The 19,358-nt window shown below is 75.2% G+C and carries 18 protein-coding genes; 12 read left to right on the plus strand and 6 right to left on the minus strand.

What is annotated here, in order from left to right; translation table 11 throughout:
- Positions 1-5: 5 nt before the first annotated feature.
- From Sya03_RS04505 to dapB, 4 genes are read left to right on the plus strand one after another with little or no spacing between them, the layout of a single operon-like run.
- Positions 6-1,337, plus strand: a complete 1,332-nt coding sequence (locus Sya03_RS04505) for a M16 family metallopeptidase (RefSeq protein ID WP_203936874.1) — start codon at positions 6-8, stop codon at positions 1,335-1,337.
- A gap of 52 nt (positions 1,338-1,389) precedes the next feature.
- Positions 1,390-2,529 (plus strand): glycosyltransferase 87 family protein, encoded by a 1,140-nt coding sequence (locus tag Sya03_RS04510; protein WP_203936875.1) that lies wholly within the window; start codon positions 1,390-1,392, stop codon positions 2,527-2,529.
- A gap of 11 nt (positions 2,530-2,540) precedes the next feature.
- Entirely contained in the window at positions 2,541-3,590 is a 1,050-nt protein-coding gene (locus Sya03_RS04515; RefSeq protein ID WP_203936876.1) for a phosphatase PAP2 family protein, read from the plus strand.
- A 28-nt stretch (positions 3,591-3,618) separates the two neighbouring features.
- Entirely contained in the window at positions 3,619-4,383 is a 765-nt protein-coding gene (dapB, locus tag Sya03_RS04520) for a 4-hydroxy-tetrahydrodipicolinate reductase (protein ID WP_203936877.1), read from the plus strand.
- Here the strand turns inward: dapB and Sya03_RS04525 are convergent.
- The gene (locus Sya03_RS04525) at positions 4,380-4,937 is read right to left on the minus strand and encodes a GNAT family N-acetyltransferase (protein WP_203936878.1); all 558 of its coding nucleotides are present in this window, start codon (positions 4,935-4,937) and stop codon (positions 4,380-4,382) included. The two genes, dapB and Sya03_RS04525, sit on opposite strands and share 4 nt — an antisense overlap.
- 31 nt (positions 4,938-4,968) lie before the next feature.
- On the opposite strand from Sya03_RS04525, the gene Sya03_RS04530 reads away from it, so the two are divergent.
- The 8 genes from Sya03_RS04530 (at position 4,969) to Sya03_RS04565 (ending at position 15,237) form a co-directional block, all read left to right on the plus strand.
- Positions 4,969-6,138 carry a glycosyltransferase 87 family protein gene (locus tag Sya03_RS04530; protein ID WP_203936879.1) on the plus strand — a complete coding sequence of 390 codons (1,170 nt, stop codon included), beginning with the start codon at positions 4,969-4,971 and terminating at the stop codon, positions 6,136-6,138.
- A complete protein-coding gene (locus Sya03_RS04535) occupies positions 6,117-7,346 on the plus strand; it encodes a winged helix-turn-helix domain-containing protein (protein WP_203936880.1) in 1,230 nt (409 codons plus the stop codon). The genes Sya03_RS04530 and Sya03_RS04535 overlap by 22 nt, the downstream gene beginning before the upstream one ends.
- A gap of 5 nt (positions 7,347-7,351) precedes the next feature.
- Complete coding sequence (locus Sya03_RS04540; protein ID WP_203936881.1) at positions 7,352-7,846, plus strand: DUF2752 domain-containing protein; 495 nt, start codon at positions 7,352-7,354, stop codon at positions 7,844-7,846.
- Between the two features lie 69 nt (positions 7,847-7,915).
- Positions 7,916-8,836 (plus strand): 4-hydroxy-tetrahydrodipicolinate synthase, encoded by a 921-nt coding sequence (gene dapA, locus Sya03_RS04545; protein WP_203936882.1) that lies wholly within the window; start codon positions 7,916-7,918, stop codon positions 8,834-8,836.
- A complete protein-coding gene (locus Sya03_RS04550) occupies positions 8,833-10,521 on the plus strand; it encodes a ribonuclease J (protein ID WP_203936883.1) in 1,689 nt (562 codons plus the stop codon). The genes dapA and Sya03_RS04550 overlap by 4 nt, the downstream gene beginning before the upstream one ends.
- An 89-nt stretch (positions 10,522-10,610) precedes the next feature.
- Positions 10,611-12,206 carry a S1 family peptidase gene (locus tag Sya03_RS31460; protein ID WP_203936884.1) on the plus strand — a complete coding sequence of 532 codons (1,596 nt, stop codon included), beginning with the start codon at positions 10,611-10,613 and terminating at the stop codon, positions 12,204-12,206.
- A gap of 118 nt (positions 12,207-12,324) precedes the next feature.
- Positions 12,325-12,705 (plus strand): DUF2784 domain-containing protein, encoded by a 381-nt coding sequence (locus Sya03_RS04560; protein WP_203936885.1) that lies wholly within the window; start codon positions 12,325-12,327, stop codon positions 12,703-12,705.
- A gap of 39 nt (positions 12,706-12,744) precedes the next feature.
- The gene (locus Sya03_RS04565; RefSeq protein WP_203936886.1) at positions 12,745-15,237 is read left to right on the plus strand and encodes a DNA translocase FtsK 4TM domain-containing protein; all 2,493 of its coding nucleotides are present in this window, start codon (positions 12,745-12,747) and stop codon (positions 15,235-15,237) included.
- Here Sya03_RS04565 and Sya03_RS04570 read toward each other — a convergent pair.
- From Sya03_RS04570 to Sya03_RS04590, 5 genes are read right to left on the minus strand one after another with little or no spacing between them, the layout of a single operon-like run.
- Positions 15,234-15,824, minus strand: a complete 591-nt coding sequence (locus Sya03_RS04570; RefSeq protein ID WP_203936887.1) for a hypothetical protein — start codon at positions 15,822-15,824, stop codon at positions 15,234-15,236. The two genes, Sya03_RS04565 and Sya03_RS04570, sit on opposite strands and share 4 nt — an antisense overlap.
- Positions 15,821-17,143, minus strand: a complete 1,323-nt coding sequence (locus Sya03_RS04575) for a hypothetical protein (protein ID WP_203936888.1) — start codon at positions 17,141-17,143, stop codon at positions 15,821-15,823. The genes Sya03_RS04570 and Sya03_RS04575 overlap by 4 nt, the downstream gene beginning before the upstream one ends.
- Positions 17,140-17,946, minus strand: coding sequence for an ATP-binding cassette domain-containing protein (locus Sya03_RS04580; protein ID WP_203936889.1), 807 nt, complete (start codon positions 17,944-17,946; stop codon positions 17,140-17,142). Before Sya03_RS04580 ends, Sya03_RS04575 begins: the two co-directional genes overlap by 4 nt.
- Positions 17,943-18,749 (minus strand): cupin domain-containing protein, encoded by an 807-nt coding sequence (locus Sya03_RS04585; protein ID WP_203936890.1) that lies wholly within the window; start codon positions 18,747-18,749, stop codon positions 17,943-17,945. Before Sya03_RS04585 ends, Sya03_RS04580 begins: the two co-directional genes overlap by 4 nt.
- Positions 18,746-19,327 (minus strand): RNA polymerase sigma factor, encoded by a 582-nt coding sequence (locus tag Sya03_RS04590; protein ID WP_306892237.1) that lies wholly within the window; start codon positions 19,325-19,327, stop codon positions 18,746-18,748. Before Sya03_RS04590 ends, Sya03_RS04585 begins: the two co-directional genes overlap by 4 nt.
- Positions 19,328-19,358: the final 31 nt, after the last annotated feature.

Here is a 19,358-nt window from a genome sequence, read left to right on the forward strand (position 1 = left end):
GCCGCATGACGCGTAGCACCGATCGCGGGCCGGCCTCCGGGCCGGCCCGCGTCGTCACCTCCACCCTCGCCGACGGCGTGCGCCGCACCGTGCTCCCCAGCGGGCTGCGCATCCTCACCGAGGCCATCCCGACCACCCGCAGCGCCTCCATCGGCGTGTGGGTGGGCGTCGGCTCCCGCGACGAGACGCCCGCGCTGTCCGGCGTCTCGCACTTCCTGGAGCACCTGCTCTTCAAGGGCACCCGCAAGCGCACGGCGCTCGACATCTCGGCCGACATCGAGGCGGTGGGCGGCGAGACGAACGCGTTCACCACCAAGGAGTACACGTGCTTCTACGCGCGGGTGCTCGACGCCGACCTGCCCCTCGCGGTCGACGTGCTGTGCGACGCGGTGGCGGACTCGATCGTCGACCCGGCGGACGTCGAGACCGAGCGCGGCGTGATCCTCGAGGAGATCGCCATGCACGACGACGAGCCGGGCGACGAGGTGCACGACGTCTTCACCGAGGCGATCTTCGGGGCCGACGCCCCGCTCGGCCGCCTCATCTCCGGCACCGAGGAGACCATCTCCCCGATGACCCGCCGGCAGATCCACAGCTTCTACAAGCGCCGGTACACCCCGCCGCACATCGTCGTCACGGCCGCGGGCAACCTCGACCACGCCACGGTGGTGCGGCTGGTGCGCCGGGCGCTCGCCGGAACGCCCCTGGACACGGCCCCCGCCCCGGCCGCGCCGCTGCGCCCCGCGCGGGCCGTGCGCACCCAGCGCGCCCGCACCCTGGTCCGCACCCGCGACACCGAGCAGGCGCACCTGGTACTGGGCTGCCCGGGCATCGGGCGGCTCGACGACCGGCGGTTCGCCCTCGGCGTGCTGAACAACGTGCTCGGCGGCGGCATGTCGAGCCGGCTGTTCCAGGAGATCCGGGAGAAGCGCGGCCTGGCCTACTCGGTGTACTCGTACGCCGGCCAGTACGCCGACGCGGGCGTCTTCGCGGTCTACGCGGGCTGCGCGCCCGGCAAGGCCGACGAGGTGCTCGACCTGATCCGCGCCGAGCTGGCCGCCGTCGCGGCGACCGGCGTGACGACCGAGGAGCTGGCCCGCGGCAAGGGCATGGTGAAGGGCTCGTACGTGCTCGGCCTGGAGGACAGCGGGTCCCGGATGAGCCGGCTGGCGAAGTCGGAGCTGCTGTTCGGCGACCTGATGGGCGTCGACGAGCTGCTCGCCCACGTCGACGCGGTCACCCTCGACGAGGTGAACGCGCTGGCCGCGGACCTGCTCGCCCGGCCGATGTCACTGGCCGTCGTCGGGCCGTTCGAGCCGGCCGCGTTCGGGGCCTGACCGATCCGCTTTCGAGGCCGGGTCGTTGCCCGGCGCGGCTAGCGTGCCGATCATGCGACGGTCCACCATCCTGCTCGCCGCGGCGGCGAGCCTCGCCGCCGGCCTGCAGGCGTGGGCCGCGCTGCGCCGCCCGCTGCCCGGCCGGCTGACCGACCTGCAGGTCTACCAGGGCGGCGCCGGGTTCGCGAAGGACGGCGGCAGCCTGTACGACTTCGTGGCCGCCAACGGCGCGCCGTTCACCTACCCGCCGTTCGCGGGCCTGCTGATGCGGCCGCTGACCTGGCTGCCGTTCCCGGCGCTGGCCTGGGTGTGGACGGTCGCCACCGTCGCCGTCGTCGCGCTGGTCGCCGTGGTGCTGGCCCGGCGTGCCGAGGTGCGCGGCTGGGCGCCCGCCGCCGTGGCGCTGGCGCTGTTCGCGTCGGCCCCCGTCTCCAGCAACCTGCGCTTCGGGCAGGTCAGCTTCCTGCTCGCCGCGCTGGTGCTCGTCGACGCGCTGCGGCTCGTCCCCGAGCGGTGGGCGGGCGTGGCCACCGGCCTGGCCGCGGCGGTCAAGCTCACCCCGCTGATCTTCATCCCGTACCTGTGGTTCACCGGCCGCCGCCGCGCCGCCGTCACCGCCACGGCCACGTTCACCGGGCTGGGCGCGTTCGCCTGGGCGGTGGCGCCGGCCGAGTCGGTGCGGTTCTGGACGGCCGAGGTGTTCGAGGTGCAGCGCCTCGGCGCGATCCTCAACCTGGGCAACAGCTCCGTCAACGGGCTGCTGCTGCGCTGGGAGGTCGGCGCCACCGTGCGCACCGACGTGGTGCCGGTCATCGGGCTCACCATCGCCGTGCTGGCCCTGGTGCGCGCCGTGCGGGCCGACCGCGCCGGGCACCCGCTCGCCGCGGTGGTGATCATGGGCGCGGCCAGCCTGGTGCTGTCGCCGGTGTCGTGGACGCACCACCAGATCTGGCTCGTGCTGGCCGCCCTGCTCGTCGTCGACCGCGCCGGGCGCTGGTGGGCCGCCGGGGTGCTCGCCGTGCTGGTCCTGCCGCTGCCCGCGCTGCTCGCCGACCTGCCCGGCGGGGCGATCACCGGCGACGTGCGGATGCTGCTCGCGGTCGCCGTCGCCACCGCCGTGCCGTTCGCCGCGACCCGCCGGCGCACCCCGGCGGGTGCACCGGCCGACCTGGCGGCGGCGGGCGGACGCTAGCCTTGCCTGCGATGACGACAGCGCTCGACCCCCAGCCCCCCGCCGCCCCGGAGCCGTCCGCGACCGCCCCGCTGCGCCGCCGCGTGATCGCCATGAGCATCTGGGCGGTGCTGTTCGCGGCCGGTGTGTGGCTGATCGGCCTGCCCACCAGCGACCCGGTGCTGCCGTTCCTGTGGCTCTGGCTCGCCACCATCGCCTGGCGCAGCGAGCTGCCCTGGCGGCGGCACCTGGCGTTCCTGCGCGACTGGGCGCCGGTCGTGGTCATGCTGCTCATCTACAACATCTCCCGCGGCGTCGCCGACGGGCTGAGCGAGCCGCACGTCACCGAGCTGATCGAGGCCGACGAGGTGCTGTTCGGCTGGTTCACCGGCGGCGTCGTGCCGACCGCGTGGCTCCAGGAGCACCTCTACCAGCCGGGCGTCGTGCAGTGGTGGGAGATCGTCGTCTCGGTCGTCTACTTCTCGCACTTCCTCGCCGTGCCCGCCGCCGCCGTCGTGCTGTGGGTGCGCTCGCGGCCGCAGTGGGCCCGCTACATGCGCCGCTGGATGGTGCTCACCCTCGCCGGGCTGATCACCTACTTCCTCTACCCGGCCGCCCCGCCGTGGTGGGCCCGGGTGGAGGGCTACCTCGCCCAGCCCGTCGAGCGCATCTCCACCAACGGCTGGGACGCCATCGGCCTGCACAGCGCCGGCAACACCCTCAACGCGCTGCAGGTGTCTGCGTCCAACCCGGTCGCGGCCATGCCGTCGCTGCACACCGCGTACGCGCTGCTGGTCATCGTGTTCTTCCTGCCGGCGGTGCGCCGCCGGTGGTGGCCGCTGCTGCTCGCCTACCCGCTGGCCATGACCTTCACCCTGGTCTACTCCGGCGAGCACTACATCATCGACGTGCTGGTCGGCTGGGCGTACGTCGGCGCCGTGTTCGCCCTGGTCAGTGCGGGGGAGCGGTGGTGGGCGCGCCGGCACCCGGCCCCGCTCGAGCGCGGCGCCCTCGACGCCCCCGCACCCGGCGGCGACCTGCCCGTCACACCCGACGGCGGAGTCGCCCCACCGCGCGGCTGAGACGCCCGCCGGTTGGTAGGTTGTCGGCGTGACTGACGACGTGCGTGAGCCGATCCGCGTGGGCGTCCTGGGCGCCCGCGGCCGAGTCGGCACCGAGGTGTGCCGGGCCGTGGACGCCGCCGAGGACCTGGAACTGGTCGCCATGGTCGACCAGGGCGACTGGCTGTTCAACGTGTCCGACGCCGGCGCGCAGGTCGTCGTCGACTTCACCACCCCCGACGTGGTGATGGACAACCTGCACTGGTGCGTCGACCAGGGCATCCACGCCGTCGTGGGCACCACGGGCTTCACCCCGCAGCGGTTCGACCGGGTGCGCTCATGGCTGGCCCACAAGCCCGAGGTCGGCGTGCTCGTCGCCCCGAACTTCGGCATCGGCGCCGTGCTGATGATGCAGTTCGCGGCCCGCGCCGCCCGCTACTTCGACTCCGTCGAGATCATCGAGCAGCACCACCCGCGCAAGCTCGACGCGCCCTCCGGCACGGCCATCCACACGGCGAAGCTCGTCGCCGAGGCCCGCGCCGCCGCCGGGCTGGGAGCGATGCCCGACGCCACCAAGGACGAGGTGCCCGGCGCCCGCGGCGCCGAGATCGACGGCGTGCGGGTGCACTCGGTGCGCTCTGCCGGCCTCGTGGCGCACCAGGAGGTGCTGTTCGGCACCACCGGCGAGACGCTGACCATCCGGCACGACTCGCTCGACCGGGCCAGCTTCATGCCGGGCGTGCTGCTCGGGGTGCGCTCGATCGCGTCCCGGCCGGGCCTGACGATCGGCCTCGACGCCCTGCTCGAGGACTAGAGCGCCACGCGCAGCCGCAGCTGCGGCACCAGCATGTCGTCCACGTCCAGCGCGCGGCCCGCCCCGTCGGGCGCCCAGCCCGCGCTGGTCAGGAACTTCTTCGTGGCCTCGTCGCGCTCGTACGCCCAGGCCGCCGCGTTCGTGAAGCCGTCGGCCCGCCACAGCTCGACGCACGCGGCCAGCAGCCGGCTGCCGTGGCCGCGCCGGCCCCAGCGCGGCTCCACCAGCATGTCGGTGACCGCCACGGTGCCGTCGCCGAGGTCGTCCGGCTTCTCCTGCGGCGCGAGGGCCTCCTCGTCGGCCGGGCCGGACGCCGCGAAACCGACCAGATAGTCTGCCTCTGCCTGCTCGACCGCCACCAGCACGCGGTGCCGCGGCGACGGCGGGCTGTCGATCGCCTCCCGCCAGCCGCGCGCCAGGTACGCCTCGTCGATCTGGCCGAGCACCTGCGCGGGCAGCATCCGGCGGTACGCGGTGCGCCAGGTCGACAGCTGGATGCGCGCGATCTCGTCGGCGTCGACGGAGCGGGCGGGACGGACGAACCCGAGTGCCATGAGGCGCAAGCGTACGGACAGGGAGGCGGCGATGAGCAGGCGGGACCGCGCCCTGCTGCTCGCCGGGGCCACCGTGGCGGCCGCCGCGCTGACCTGGTTCGCCACCATCTGGCACGCCTTCTTCGACCTGAGCATCTACGACGGCGCGGTGAGCTACTGGCTGCGCGACGGCGGGATGATCTACGACTGGCTGCGGCTGGAGAGCCGCTACGGGTTCACCTACCCGCCGTTCGCGGCGTTCCTGATGGCGCCCATGGCGTACCTGCCGTGGCCGCTGGTCATCGTCGTCGCGTGCGTGGCGACGGTGGTGACCACGGCGCTGATCGTGTGGTGGGTGTTCGGGCCCGCCATCCGGCGGCACGGCCGGCCCCCGGCGTTCATGGCCGCGCTGACCCTGCTGGCCGTGGCCGTGTTCGAGCCGATGCGCGAGACGTTCGTCTTCGGCCAGGTGAACACGCTGCTGCTCGCCGTCGTGGCCGCCGACCTGCTGTTCCTGGTGGCCCGCGGCAGCCGCTGGGCGGGCGTCGGCGTCGGCCTGGCGATGGCGGTGAAGCTGACGCCCGGCGTGTTCCTGCTCTGGCTGCTGGTCACCCGGCGCTGGCGGGCGGCCGCCGTCGCCACCGGCACGGCCGCCGCCGCGACGCTGCTGGCCGCCGCGGCCGCCCCCGACATGTCCCGCGAGTTCTGGACCTCGGCGATCTTCGACACCAACCGGGTCGGCACCCTCGCCTTCGTGTCGAACCAGTCGCTGCAGGGCGTCGTGGCCCGCCTGTCGCCCGCCGCGTCGCCGGTGTGGGGGCTGCTGCTGGCCGCGGCCGCCCTGGCGGTGTGGGCGTGGCGGGTGCGCCGCGCCGACGTGCCGGCCGGGCTGGCCCTGACCGGGGTGCTCGGCTGCCTGGTCAGCCCGGTCACCTGGGTGCACCACCTGGTCTGGCTGCTGCCCGCGTTCCTGCTGGTGGTCGAGCGGGGGCTGGGCGGCGAGCGGCGGCTGCTGTGGTTCGCGGGCGTCTCGTGGGCGCTGATGTGCAGCCGGGTGGTGTGGATCTGGGAGCGCAACCCGGCCGGGCCGGTCGGGTTCCTCGGCAGCAACCTGTACGTGTGGATCAGCGTGGCGCTGCTGTTCCTCGTCCCGCCGCGGCGCGGCGCCGGACTGTCGGACCGGGCCGGTACGGTGCGGGCGTGGGCGTACCCGAGGAACTGAGCATCCCGCAGGCCCGGCGCGTGGCGCTCGCCGCGCAGGGGTTCACCGACCCCCGGCCCACCGGCGCGGTCACCGTCCGGCACCTGCGCCGGGTGCTGAGCCGGGTCGGCCTCCTCCAGATCGACTCGGTCAACGTGCTCCAGCGCACCCACTACCTGCCGCTCTACAGCCGCCTGGGTCCCTACCCCACGGCGCTGCTCGACCGGGCGTCGCACACCGCGCCGCGCGAGCTGTTCGAGTACTGGGGCCACGTCGCCTCGCTCATCCCTGTCGAGCTGCAGCCGGCGCTGCGCTGGCGGATGGCGGCCGCCGCCACCGAGGCGTGGGGCAACATGCGGAGCATCGCCCGCGAGAAGCCCGAGCTGGTGTCGTGGGTGCTCGCCGAGGTCGCCGCGCGCGGGCCGCTCACGGCCGCCGCCATCGAGCACGACGCCCCCCGCCCCACCGGCAACTGGGGGTGGAACTGGTCCGAGGTCAAGCAGGCGCTCGAATACCTCTTCTGGTCCGGCCAGGTCACGGCGGCCGGGCGCACCACCGCTTTCGAGCGGCGCTACGACCTGCCCGAGCGGGTGCTGCCCGCCGCGGTGCTGGCCGAGCCCACGCCCGAGCCCGCCGACGCCTACCGGCGGCTCGTCGAGGTGTCGGCGCGGTGCCTGGGCGTGGCCGCCGAGTTCGAGCTGCGCGACTACTTCCGGCTGCCCGTGGCGGCGACCCGCACGGCCGTCGCCGAGCTGACCGAGCAGGGGGTGCTGACGCCGGTGCGGGTGCGCGGCTGGCAGAAGCCCGCCTGGCTGCACCGCGACGCCCGGCTGCCGCGCCGGGTGGCGGCGCGCACGCTGGTCAGCCCGTTCGACCCGATCGTGTGGGAGCGGGCGCGCACCGAGCGGCTGTTCGACTTCACCTACCGCATCGAGATCTACGTCCCGGCGCCGCAGCGGCAGTTCGGCTACTACGTGCTGCCGTTCCTGCTCGGCGACCGGTTCGCCGCCCGGGTCGACCTCAAGGCCGACCGGCGCGCGGGCGTGCTGCGGGTGCCGGCGGCCTGGGCCGAGCCCGGCGCCGATGCCGGCCACACGTCCGAGCAGCTCGCCGCCGAGCTGCACCGGCTGGCCGGGTGGCTCGGGCTGGGCGAGGTGGCGGCGCCCGAACGGGGCGACCTGGCGCGCCCCCTGGCGGACGCGCTGGCGAGCCCCGCGCGTGTACCGTGACGGTCATGACCGGCGTGACCGAACAGGCCCCCTGGGCGCCCCCGCCGGCGCGGCCCGACGCCTTCACCCGGCTCACCGACCGCCTCCTGCGGCGCACCCCGCTGTGGCTGGCCCCGGCGGCGGTCCTCGGCTGCATGGGCGCGGCCACCGCCTACACGCTGGTCAGCGACCCCACCGACGCCTCGGCGGGCGACCTGCCCACCTGCCTGCTGAAATACACGACCGGCTTCGTGTGCCCGGGCTGCGGCGGCACCCGCGCGTTCTTCTACCTGCTGCACGCCGACCTGCCCGCCGCCGCCCGGCACCACCTGGTGTTCGTGTTCGCGGTGCCGTTCCTGCTCTACCTCTACGCGGCGTGGGCGGGCCGGCGGGTGTTCGGCTGGCGGCTGCCCGAGCTGCGGCTCACCGGCACCACCCTGGCGATCTTCATGGGCGTGTGGGGCGTGTGGAGCGTCCTGCGCAACCTGCCGTGGGCGCCGTTCACGTGGTTCATGGTCTGAGCCACCACTTCGCGGGTGGACCGCCCGCGGCGCGGCGGCCCGTCCGGGTCGTCCGCTAGGTTGTCACTCATGACGCACGACCACCCCGGCCGCCCCTTCGGACGGCTGATCACGGCCATGGTGAGCCCGTTCTCCCCGGACGGCGCGCTGGACGTCGAGGGCGCGAGCCGGCTCGCCACCTACCTGGTGGACGTGCAGCGCAACGACGCCCTCGTCGTCAACGGCACCACCGGCGAGTCGCCGACCACCACGGACGCGGAGAAGGAGACCCTGATCCGCGCCGTCGTCGAGGCCGTCGGCGACCGGGCCAAGGTGGTGGCGGGCGTCGGCACCAACGACACCCGGCACACCACCGAGCTGGCCCGCGCCGCGGAGAAGGCGGGCGCGCACGGCCTGCTGGTCGTCACGCCGTACTACTCCAAGCCGCCGCAGGCGGGCATCCTCGCGCACTTCACCACGGTCGCGGACGCCACCGCCCTGCCGGTCATGCTCTACGACATCCCGCACCGCGCCGGCGTCCCGATCGCCACCGAGACCCTGGTCCGGGCGGCGGAGCACGAGCGCATCGTCGCGGTGAAGGACGCCAAGGGCGACCTGACCGGCACCTCGTGGGTGACGGCCCGCACCGACCTCGCGTTCTACTCCGGCGACGACGCCGGCACCCTGCCGATGCTCGCCATCGGCGGCGTGGGCGTCGTCGGCACCTCCACCCATTTCACCGGCGCCGGCACCCACGACATGATCACCGCCTTCGAGCGCGGCGACGTGGCGACGGCCCGCACCCTGCACCGCCGGCTGCTCCCGCTCTACGACGGCATCTTCCGCAGCCAGGGCGTCGTCCTGGTCAAGGCGGGCCTGCGCGTGCTCGGCCTGCCCGGCGGGCCCGTGCGGCCCCCGCAGGTCGACGCGACCGACGCCGAGACCGCCCAGCTGCTCGCGGACGCCGAGGCGGCGGGGCTGCCCCTGAACAAGGAGAACCTCAACCAGTGACCCAGGCCCACATCGAGCTGTCGCCGCCGCCCCCGCTGCCCGAGGGCGCCCTGCGCATCATCCCGCTCGGCGGGCTCGGCGCGATCGGCCGCAACATGACGGTCTTCGAGTACGACGGCAAGCTGCTGATCGTCGACTGCGGGGTGCTGTTCCCCGACGTCGACCAGCCCGGCGTCGACCTGATCCTGCCCGACTTCGAGCCGATCCTGGACCGGCTCGGCGACGTGCAGGCGATCGTGCTGACCCACGGTCACGAGGACCACATCGGCGCGGTGCCGTACCTGCTCGCCCACAAGCCCGACATCCCGCTGGTCGGCTCGCAGTTCACGCTGGCGCTCGTCGAGGCGAAGCTGGCCGAGCGGCGCATCGACCCGTACACGCTGACGGTGAAGGAGGGCCGGCGCGAGCAGCTCGGCCCGTTCGAGTGCGAGTTCTTCGCGGTCAACCACTCGATCCCGGACGCGCTCGCCGTGGCGATCCGCACCCCGGCCGGCCTGGTGCTGCACACCGGCGACTTCAAGATGGACCAGGTGCCGCTCGACGGCCGCATCACCGACCTGGCCGGCTTCGCCCGGCTGGGCGCGGAGGGCGTCGACCTGCTGCTGAGCGACTCGACGAACGCGGAGATCCCCGGCTTCGTCACGCCCGAGCGCGACATCGGCCCGGTCCTCGACTCGATCTTCTCCAAGGCGCGCGGCCGCATCATCGTGGCCAGCTTCGCCTCGCACGTGCACCGGGTGCAGCAGGTGCTCGACTCGGCGTACGAGTACGACCGCAAGGTGGCCCTGATCGGCCGCTCGATGGTCCGCAACATGGGCATCGCCCGCGACCTGGGCCTGCTGCGCATCCCGGACGGCCTGGTGGTCGGCCTCGACGAGGCGACGTCGCTGCCGCCGGACGAGATCGTCTTCATGTCGACGGGGTCGCAGGGCGAGCCGATGAGCGCCCTGGGCCGCATGTCGACCGGCGACCACCGGCACATCACGATCGCGCCGGGCGACACGGTCGTGCTGGCCAGCTCGCTGGTGCCGGGCAACGAGACGTCGGTCTACCGGGTCATCAACCAGCTCGCCCGCGCGGGCGCCACGGTCATCCACAAGGACACCGCCAAGGTGCACGTGTCGGGCCACTCGCCCGCCGGCGAGCTGCTCTACCTGCTGAACGTGGTGCGCCCGTCCAACCTGATGCCGGTGCACGGCGAGTGGCGGCACCTGCGCGCCCACGCCCGCCTCGGCGTCGAGTCGGGCGTGCCCACCGAGAACGTGGTGCTGTGCGAGGACGGCGACGTCGTCGACCTGGTCGAGGGCCACGCCCGGCTGGTCGGGCACGTCAAGAGCCGCTACGTGTTCGTCGACGGCCTCGCGGTCGGCGACGTCGGCGAGTCCCTGCTGACCGAGCGCAAGATCCTCGGCGACGGCGGCTTCGTGACGGCGACCGTGGTCATCGACTCGGTGACGGGCAAGGTGGTCGCCGGGCCGACGATCTCGGCGAAGGGCTTCAGCGAGGACCCGGAGGCGTTCAACCCGGTCATCCCGCTCATCACGGCCGCCCTCGACCGCGCCGCCGACGACGGCATCACCGACCCGCACCAGCTCCAGCAGCTGATGCGGCGCACCGTGGGCCGGTGGGTGAACGACGCGTACCGGCGCCGGCCCATGATCGTCCCGACCGTCGTCGAGGTTTAGGGATCGAGTTCGTTCAACTATTTCCGGGACCCATCCGTATCTCCCGGCACGGCGCCTCGTTGGCGCGCGGCCGATGAGGGGAGCAGCGGATGCAGCGGAAACGGATCATCACGGTGGCGGCCATGGTGACCGTGGCGGGCACGGCGGTGGCGTTGACGCTGCCGGCGGTCGCTGACACCCGATCGGAGCCGGAGCGCCCGGCGCGGGCCGAGTCCGCGCCGGGCGACCTGTCGCCGGACATCCTGTCGGCGATGCGGCGCTCGCGCGGCGTGGACGCCGACACCGCGCGGACCCTGCTGCAGCGCAGCACCTGGGCGGCGCGCACGACCCGGAGCCTGGCGGCCACCACCGGCGCCGCGTACGCGGGCTCGTGGCTGGCCCAGGACGGCATGACCCTGAACGTGGCGGTGACGGACGCCGCCGCCGCGGACGAGGTGCGCCAGGCGGGCGCCACCCCGAAGCTGGTGGACCGCAGCGAGCACGAGCTCGACCGGGTGAAGGCTGCCCTCGACGGCAACGCCACCCGCGCCGACCGCGACCTGCCCGGCTGGTACGTCGACCCGGCCACGAACGCCGTGGTGATCCTGGCGGCGCCGGGTGACGGCGACCGGGCGCGGGCGCTGGCCGACCGGGCGGGCGTCCCGGCGGACGCCGTACGGGTCCGGACCACCCGGGCGCAGCCGCGCACGTTCGCCGAGGTGGACGGCGGCGACGGCTACCTCATCGACAACGAGTTCCGCTGCTCGGTCGGCTTCGCCGTCGAGGGCGGCTACGTCACCGCCGGGCACTGCGGCCGTCCCGGCTCGTCGACGTCCGACCTGAACGGCGAGGAGACCGGCGAGTTCGTGGCGTCGGTGTTCCCGGGCACCGCGGACGCGGGCGTCGTGGCCGCCGTCGACGAGACGGTCCTGCGGCCGGTCGTGGTGACCGACAACGGCGAGGTGCCGGTGGCGGGCAGCGACGAGGCCCCGGTCGGCGCGGCGGTCTGCCGCACCGGCGACACCACGGGCACCGAGTGCGGCCGGATCACCTCGAAGAACCAGACGGTGAACTACCCGGAGGGTTCGGTCAGCGGCCTCACCGGCACGGACGTGTGCGCCGAGGGCGGCGACTCGGGCGGCCCGTGGCTGTCCGGCGACCAGGCCCAGGGCGTGACGTCCGGCGGCTCCGGCGACTGCGGCGCGAACCGCGACATCGCGGAGACGTTCTTCCAGCCGGTCAACGAGATCCTCACCGACAACGACCTGACCCTGCTGACCACCGGCAACGCGGGCGGCGGCGACAACGGCGGCGGCCAGGAGGAGGGCGACGGCGGCGGCCAGGAGGAGGGCGACGGCGGCGGCCAGGAGGAGGGCGGCGGCCAGGACGAGCAGGTCGACTGCACCGGTCTCGCGGCCGGCCGGCAGGGCACCCTCGGCCGCGGCGACCGCCGCGACGTCGAGCCCGACAACCTGTTCTTCCGCGCCACGGCCGGCACCCAGGTGGCCTGCCTCGACGTGCCCGACGGCGCGCAGTTCGGCCTCGCCCTGCAGCGCTTCACCGGCGACGGCTTCCAGACCGTGGCGGAGAGCACCGGCCCCGGCGACCGGACGCTGAGCTTCGCCGGACCCGCCGGCACCTACCGGTACGAGATCACCCGCACCGCCGGGTCGGGCGCCTGGACGCTCGGCTTCGACATCCGCTGACGGGCTCCCGCCGGTCCCCGGGGCACAGCCGGGGACCGGCGGGGTCAGCGACGCCCGCGCCGCCTTCCTCCGACCGGCGCGGGCGTCGCCGCATGTCCGGGCCCGTTACCCTGCCTGCGTGGGTTTCCGGGTGCTGACGGTGCTGGTCGTCGCGGCGCACTTCGCCTTCCTGGCGTACGTGCTGCTGGGCGGCTTCCTGGCGTACCGGTGGCCGCGCACCGTCTGGCCGCACCTGGTGGCCGTGGCGTGGATCGTGCTCATCGTGGTGGCCAGCCTCGACTGCCCGCTGACCTACCTGGAGCACTGGGCGCGGCGGCAGGCGGGGGAGGTGGGCCCGTTCGCCGGGTTCATCGACCGCTACGTCGCCGGGGTGCTGTTCCCGGCCGCGTTCGAGCCCGTCGCGTACGGGCTGATGCTGACCGTGGTGGCGCTGTCCTGGGCCGGCCTGGCGTGGCGGCGCCGTTCATCGATGGAGCGGCCACGCCCGACACGGCGGTGAATGCGAGGAATCGTCGCGCCGCGCCGTTACGGTGGTCCCATGGCGGGCCGCACTCCTCCGGCGAGCCGGCGTCGGTCTGCGACCACGGCGCGCGGCGCCGCGAGCCGTACCCGGGCGGCGACGCCGGCCCGGCGCAGCCCCGCCCGCCGCACCCCGGTCCGCCGCCCCTCGCTGGGCGCGTCCGCCGCGCAGGGCGTCGGCCGCGCGGTCGGTGCGGTGTGGATGGGCCTGGCGCACGGCGTCGGCTGGGGGTTCCGGGCCGTCGGCCGGCAGGCCGCCACCGCCCGTGAGCTGGACCCCGAGCACCGCCGCGACGGCGCCGGCCTGCTCGTGCTCGGCCTGGCCATCCTCGTCGGCGTCGCCGTGTGGGCGGGCTCGGCCGGCCCGGTCGGCACCTGGCTGGCCGACACCGTTCGGCTGTTCTTCGGCGCCATCGCGGTGGCGCTGCCGCTGCTGCTGCTCTACGGCGCGGTCCGGCTCATGCGCGAGCCCGCCGAGCCGGGCCAGCGCGGCCGCTCCATGGTCGGCTGGACGGCGCTCATCGTGGCCGCCGCGAGCCTGCTGCACCTGGCCCAGCGGCCGGTCACCGACCGGCAGATCGACGACTCGGGCGGCCTGATCGGCTTCGGCGTCGGCAGCCTGCTCGAACGCGCCGTCACCGCGTGGGTGGCGGTGCCGCTGCTGGTGCTGCTGCTGTTCTTCGGCCTGCTCGTGGTCACCGCCACGCCGATCAGCCAGATTCCCGAGCGGCTGGCCCTGCTCGCCGACACGCTGCTCGGCCGCGGCCGGCCCGCCGCCGGCGACGACCTCGACGTGGGCCTCGACGACTCCGACGACGAGAGCCCGGCGCCCCGCCGCCCGGCCCGCCGCCGGCCGGTCGCCCTGGCCGACGATCCCGACGACGACGGCCTCGACCTGCTCGGCGACGACGACGCGGTGGTGCACGACACCGTGCTGCTGCCCGCCCCGCCGAAGGTGCCGGGCCGCCGCAAGCCGCCCGCGCCGCCCGCGCACTCCGACACCCCGGTCAAGGGCGAGCAGCTCGACATCTCCCGGGTCGTCGGCGACTACCGGCTGCCGCCCGCGAGCATCCTCGGCAAGGGCACCCCGCCGAAGTCGCGCAGCAAGGCCAACGACGAGATCATGAACGCCCTGACCGGCGTGTTCGAGCAGTTCAACCTCGACGCCGCCGTCACCGGGTTCACCCGCGGCCCGACCGTCACCCGCTACGAGGTCGAGGTCGGCCACGGCGTCAAGGTCGAGCGCATCACCCAGCTGTCGCGCAACATCGCGTACGCGGTCAAGAGCCCCGACGTGCGGATCCTGTCGCCGATCCCGGGCAAGAGCGCGGTCGGCGTCGAGATCCCCAACTCCGACCCGGAGAACGTGTCGCTGGGCGACGTGCTGCGCTCGCACGCCGCCACCGCCGACCACCACCCGATGCTCGTCGCCCTCGGCAAGGACATCGAGGGCCACTACGTGGTGGCGAACCTGGCGAAGATGCCGCACATCCTCATCGCGGGCGCGACCGGCGCCGGCAAGTCCAGCTGCCTCAACAGCCTGCTCGTGTCGATCCTCACCCGGGCCACGCCCGACGAGGTGCGGCTGCTGCTGATCGACCCCAAGCGGGTCGAGATGACCGGCTACGAGGGCATCCCGCACCTGGTCACGCCCATCGTGACGAACGCCAAGAAGGCGGCGGACGCCCTCGAGTGGGTCGTGCGCGAGATGGACATGCGCTACGACGACCTCGCCGCCAACGGGGTCCGGCACATCGACGACTTCAACCGCAAGGTGCGCAACGGCGAGATCACCGCCCCGCCCGGCAGCGAGCGCGAGATGAAGCCGTACCCGTACCTGCTGGTGATCGTCGACGAGCTGGCCGACCTGATGATGGTCGCCCCGCGCGACGTCGAGGACTCCGTCGTGCGCATCACCCAGCTCGCCCGCGCCGCCGGCATCCACCTGGTGCTGGCCACCCAGCGCCCCTCCGTCGACGTCGTCACCGGCCTGATCAAGGCGAACGTGCCGTCCCGGCTGGCGTTCGCCACCAGCTCGCTGGCCGACTCGCGGGTCATCCTCGACCAGCCCGGCGCGGAGAAGCTGCTGGGCCGCGGCGACGGGCTGTTCCTGCCGATGGGTGCCTCCAAGCCGGCCCGCTTCCAGGGCGCCTGGGTCGACGAGAAGGAGATCTCCGACGTCGTCAAGTTCTGCAAGGACCAGCGCGAGCCGGAGTTCCGGCCCGACGTGCTGACCCCCGTGCAGGACAAGAAGAAGGAAATCGACGAGGAGATCGGCGACGACCTCCAGCTGCTCATCCAGGCTATCGAGCTGGTCGTCACCTCGCAGTTCGGCTCCACCTCGATGCTGCAGCGCAAGCTGCGGGTGGGCTTCGCCAAGGCGGGCCGCCTCATGGACCTCATGGAGACGCGCGGCATCGTCGGCCCGTCCGAAGGCTCCAAGGCCCGCGACGTGCTGGTCAAGCCCGACGAGCTGGAGGAGTCGCTGGCGGCGCTGCGCGTCGACGGCTAGTCGGCGGGCCGGGCCCGGGCGCCGCGCACCGCGTACGCGACGCCGCCCGCCACCGCCAGCACCGCCGCCGTCACGGTCGCCGCGCGCGACGTCTCCGGCTGGACCGGCCACGTGACGACCTGCATGGCGGTGCTCTCGCCGCCGCGCAGCGCGATCGCCGCGAGCGCCCAGGCCACCGGCCCGAACCAGGCCCGCGACGCCCCCGACGCCACCGCCCCCAGCGCCGCCAGCCCGAGCAGCCCGGCCGCGTCCCGCAGCACGATCCGCGGGCCCGCGAACGACGTCGCGGTCAGCTCGGCGGCCACGACCAGCAGCAGGACGGCCGACAGCGCCGCCAGCAGGTGCAGGGCCCGGCGGGGCGGCCACCGGCGGGCGGCGGTGCGCTCCAGGTCCTCGTCGGCGCCGCCGAGCGTGGTCGCGGCGGCCGCCACGGCGAACAGGATCGCCGGGACGGTCACCTCGACGGCGATCTCGGCGGCGTCGCTGAGCCACACCCACGCGGCCCACAGGATCGCCGTGGACAGGGCGCCGGCGACCAGCGCGGCGGGGACCCGGCGGGCGCGCAGGTGCAGCGCGACGCCGGTCACCGGGCGCCGCCCGCGGTCAGCACGGGCCACAGGTCCGGCTCGCAGCGCAGGGCGGCGGCCCGGACGGCGGCGACCCGCCGCAGGGCCTCGTCGCGGGGCAGGGCCGCGAGCACGCCGTAGCCCTCCGCCTCGTACGGTTCGGCGTCCTGCGGCAGGCTGCCCGCGAGCCAGTGGGCGACCGCCCGCCGGGCGGCGAAGTGGCGTTCGGGGTCCGGCAGCTCCCCGCCCGTGCGGCACGCCGACGTGCCGCCCCCGTCGAGCAGCTCCCGTTCCAGCAGGTCGGCCTGGAACAGCGAGCCGTCGGTGTCCAGCGAGACGTAGTACCGGGCGACCGCCGGGTCGGGCCGGTCGGCCGGTTCGGTGTACCGGCCGGTGCTCTCCCGCACCGTGGTGGGCGCGTCCGGCAGCACGCTGAGCCGGGCCAGCGCGGACCGGGCCGGGCCGACGATCTCGGCCAGCAGGGGCAGGTGTTCGCGCGTCACGCACACCGTCGGCGCGTCGGGGGTGCAGACCTGCTCCAGCGCGCCGCGGTCGGCCACCAGCACCGCCGACAGGTCAGGGTCCGCGGGCAGCATCGGCACGGCCACCGCGGCGCCCAGGACGGCGGGCAGCACGGCGGCGACGCGCCGGACCCGGTCGCGGGCGACGAGCAGCAGGTACCCCGTGACGCCGAGCCCGCCGAACCAGATCAGCTGGGCGGCGCTGACGTGCGCGGGCACGATCGCGAACTCGGAGAACGGGCTGACGATGCCGGGCGGCAGCGCCTCGGCGGCCGCGGCGGCCCGCCCGTCGAGCCGGCCCGTGACCGGCAGCAGGGTGAACAGCAGCCCGGCGACCGCCAGCGCGGGGGCGGTCAGCGGCGACGGCAGCAGCCGGCCGGCGGCCATGCCGAGCAGCCCGGCGGCGACCAGCGACACGGTCCCGACGCCGACGATCCCGGCGATCAGCGGGTTCAGGTGGCCGTTCCGGCCGGCCAGCAGCGGCAGCAGCGCCGCCGACATGAGCAGGTACGCGCACCCGACGGTGAGCGCCAGCGCCAGGGCGGGCGGGGCGTACCGCTGCCAGGCCGGGCGCGGCGTGGTGGCGAACAGCTCGCCGACCTTCCCGCGCCGGTCCCGGCCGACCAGCCAGGCGCCCGACGCGAGCCCCAGCGGCCACAGCAGGGCCAGGTACTCCCGCTGCTGGATCACGGCGGCCGTCCACTGGCCGGTCCAGCTGGTGCCCGGCAGGTACATGGCGGCCACCCCGAGGACGAGGAGCAGGAGCCCGGCGCCGACGGCGGACGAGCGGCGTAGGTCGATGCGCAGCATCCGGCTCACGCGGCCACGCCCTGGCGGGCGCGGCGCAGCAGCGCCGAGTAGCCGCGCTCGGCGGCGCTGTCGCCGGCGTCGCCGGTGCCGCCCGCGGCGGCCAGCTCCGTCGGCGTGCCCTGCCAGACCACCCGCCCGGCGTCGGCGAGGACCACGTCGGTGCAGGCGGCGGCGACGTCCTCGACCAGGTGGGTCGAGACCAGGACGCAGCAGCCGGTGCCGAGGTCGCGCAGCAGGTCGCGGAAGCCGAGCCGCTGCTCCGGGTCGAGGCCGACGGTCGGCTCGTCGAGCAGCAGCACGGCGGGGTCGTTGACGATGGCCTGGGCGATGCCGGCCCGGCGCAGCATGCCGCCGGACAGGGTCTTGAGCCGGGTGTCGGCGCGGTCGGCGATGCCCGCCCGCTCGACGGCCCGCTGGGCGGCGCCGGCGACCTCGCGCCGGGGCACCTCCTTGAGCCAGGCCATGTACTCGACGAACTCGCGCACGGTGAACCGCGGGTAGAAGCCGAAGTGCTGCGGCAGGTAGCCGAGGGCCCGGCGCAGCTCGCGCAGGTCGGTGCCGCGCTCGTGCACCCGGTGCCCGAGCACCTCCAGCTGCCCGCCGGCCGGCCGGGTGACGGTGGCGAGCGCGCGCATCAGCGTGGTCTTGCCCGCGCCGTTCGGGCCGAGCAGGCCGTGCACGCCGACGGCCGCGTCCAGGTCCAGCCCGTCGACGGCGAGGTGGCGGCCGGCCCGCACGCGCAGGCCGCGGGCCCGGACGGGAAACGCGTGGGTGGTGGGCGCCAGCTCGGCGGCCGGTACGGCGCGGATCATCGGAAGCTCCTGTCGAGGCGGAAGTCGCCGGCCCGGGCCCACACGAGGGCGGCCAGGGCGGCGGTGGCGAGGGCCCAGCCGGGCAGGCCGGCGGTGGTGAGCAGGGCGGGCAGCCGGGCGGTGGTGAGGGCGGGCACCACGACGGCGGCGGCCCAGGTCGCGGCGACGACGGCGGCGGCGCGGGACACCCCGATGCGGCTGCCGAGCGCGAGGGTGGCGGCGGTGCCGCCGAGGGCGGGCAGCAGCCACAGCGCCGGGTTCTGCCCGGCGAGGCCGCCGGCCACGGCGAGCACCGGCACCAGGGCGGCGAGCACGACGAGGGTACGCCGCAGGAGCAGCAGCAGCCCGCCCTGCGGCGTGCCGGCGATCAGCTCCCAGGCGGGGTCGCCGCGCCGCGACCAGGCGGCGGCCACGCCGAACAGCGGCGCGACGGGGGCCACCAGCAGCACCGGCGACGGGTACGCGGGCATCAGCAGTTCCAGCGCGAGCGCGGCGCCGACGGCGCCGGCCGTGACGGCCAGCCGGGGGAGCAGCGACCAGGTGGTCCACCGGCGGACGGCGCGGCGGGCCCGGCCGCGCAGCGGGGCGGGCGGCGGGGCGGTGGCGGGCCCGGCCGGGGCGAGCGCGGCGCCGACCCGGGCGACCAGCGCCGCGGTCGGTCCGTCGAGGGCGGCGCCGAGCCGCTCGCGGCACCACGGGCACGACTCGAGGTGCACCTCGATGCCCCAGCACAGGGCGTCGGCCAGGCCCGGGTCGCCCGCGGCGTACGCGGTGAGCTGGGCGTCCGGGACGTGGGCGTTCACGACAGGGCCTCCCGCAGCTGGATCCGGGCCCGGCGGGCCCGCGTCTTGACCGTGCTCTCCGGCACTCCGAGCAGTGCGGAGGTGTCCCGCACCGAGAGCCCGTCGAGGACCATGGCCTGGAGCACCTGGCGCAGCTCGGGGGTGAGCGCGTGCAGGGCGGCGGCGAGGTCCGGGCCGAGCCGGCCGGCGAGGGCCTCCTCCTCGGCGGCGGGCGCTGTGGCCGGCTCGCCGGCGGCGGCCGGCGGTCCGGCCGTGCGGGCACGCCGCCGGAAGGCGTCCACCAGGCGCCGTGCCGCGATCGTCCACAGCCAGCCGACGGCGCTGCCGCCGACCGCCGTGCCGGCGAACGAGCCGGCGGCCCGCCACACGGCCAGGTACGTCTCCTGGAGCACGTCGGCGACGATCTCCTCGTCGGCGCAGCGGCGGCGCAGGCGCACGGCGAGCATCGGCGCGGTGCGCCGGTACAGCTCGTCGAACGCGGCCCGGTCGCCGCGGGCGCAGCGGCGCACCAGCTGCGCTTCGTCGTCATCGGTCACGCCCAGGTAGACGGCGGCCGCGCCGCCCCGGACGGGATCCACCGTGTGACCTGACTCACAGCACCGACCGTGA

The sequence above is a fragment of the Spirilliplanes yamanashiensis genome (assembly GCF_016863475.1).
Classification (GTDB): domain Bacteria; phylum Actinomycetota; class Actinomycetes; order Mycobacteriales; family Micromonosporaceae; genus Spirilliplanes; species Spirilliplanes yamanashiensis.

Excerpts from the sequence above, each read along its gene's own strand:
- Sya03_RS04530 (WP_203936879.1), top strand. The coding sequence starts at position 4,969 with ATGAGCAGGCGGGACCGCGCCCTGCTGCTCGCCGGGGCCACCGTGGCG.
- Sya03_RS31460 (WP_203936884.1), top strand. The coding sequence starts at position 10,611 with ATGCAGCGGAAACGGATCATCACGGTGGCGGCCATGGTGACCGTGGCG.
- Sya03_RS04580 (WP_203936889.1), bottom strand. The coding sequence starts at position 17,946 with ATGATCCGCGCCGTACCGGCCGCCGAGCTGGCGCCCACCACCCACGCG.
- Sya03_RS04515 (WP_203936876.1), top strand. The coding sequence starts at position 2,541 with ATGACGACAGCGCTCGACCCCCAGCCCCCCGCCGCCCCGGAGCCGTCC.
- Sya03_RS04565 (WP_203936886.1), top strand. The coding sequence starts at position 12,745 with ATGGCGGGCCGCACTCCTCCGGCGAGCCGGCGTCGGTCTGCGACCACG.
- Sya03_RS04540 (WP_203936881.1), top strand. The coding sequence starts at position 7,352 with ATGACCGGCGTGACCGAACAGGCCCCCTGGGCGCCCCCGCCGGCGCGG.
- Sya03_RS04510 (WP_203936875.1), top strand. The coding sequence starts at position 1,390 with ATGCGACGGTCCACCATCCTGCTCGCCGCGGCGGCGAGCCTCGCCGCC.
- Sya03_RS04525 (WP_203936878.1), bottom strand. The coding sequence starts at position 4,937 with ATGGCACTCGGGTTCGTCCGTCCCGCCCGCTCCGTCGACGCCGACGAG.
- dapA (WP_203936882.1), top strand. The coding sequence starts at position 7,916 with ATGACGCACGACCACCCCGGCCGCCCCTTCGGACGGCTGATCACGGCC.
- Sya03_RS04505 (WP_203936874.1), top strand. The coding sequence starts at position 6 with ATGACGCGTAGCACCGATCGCGGGCCGGCCTCCGGGCCGGCCCGCGTC.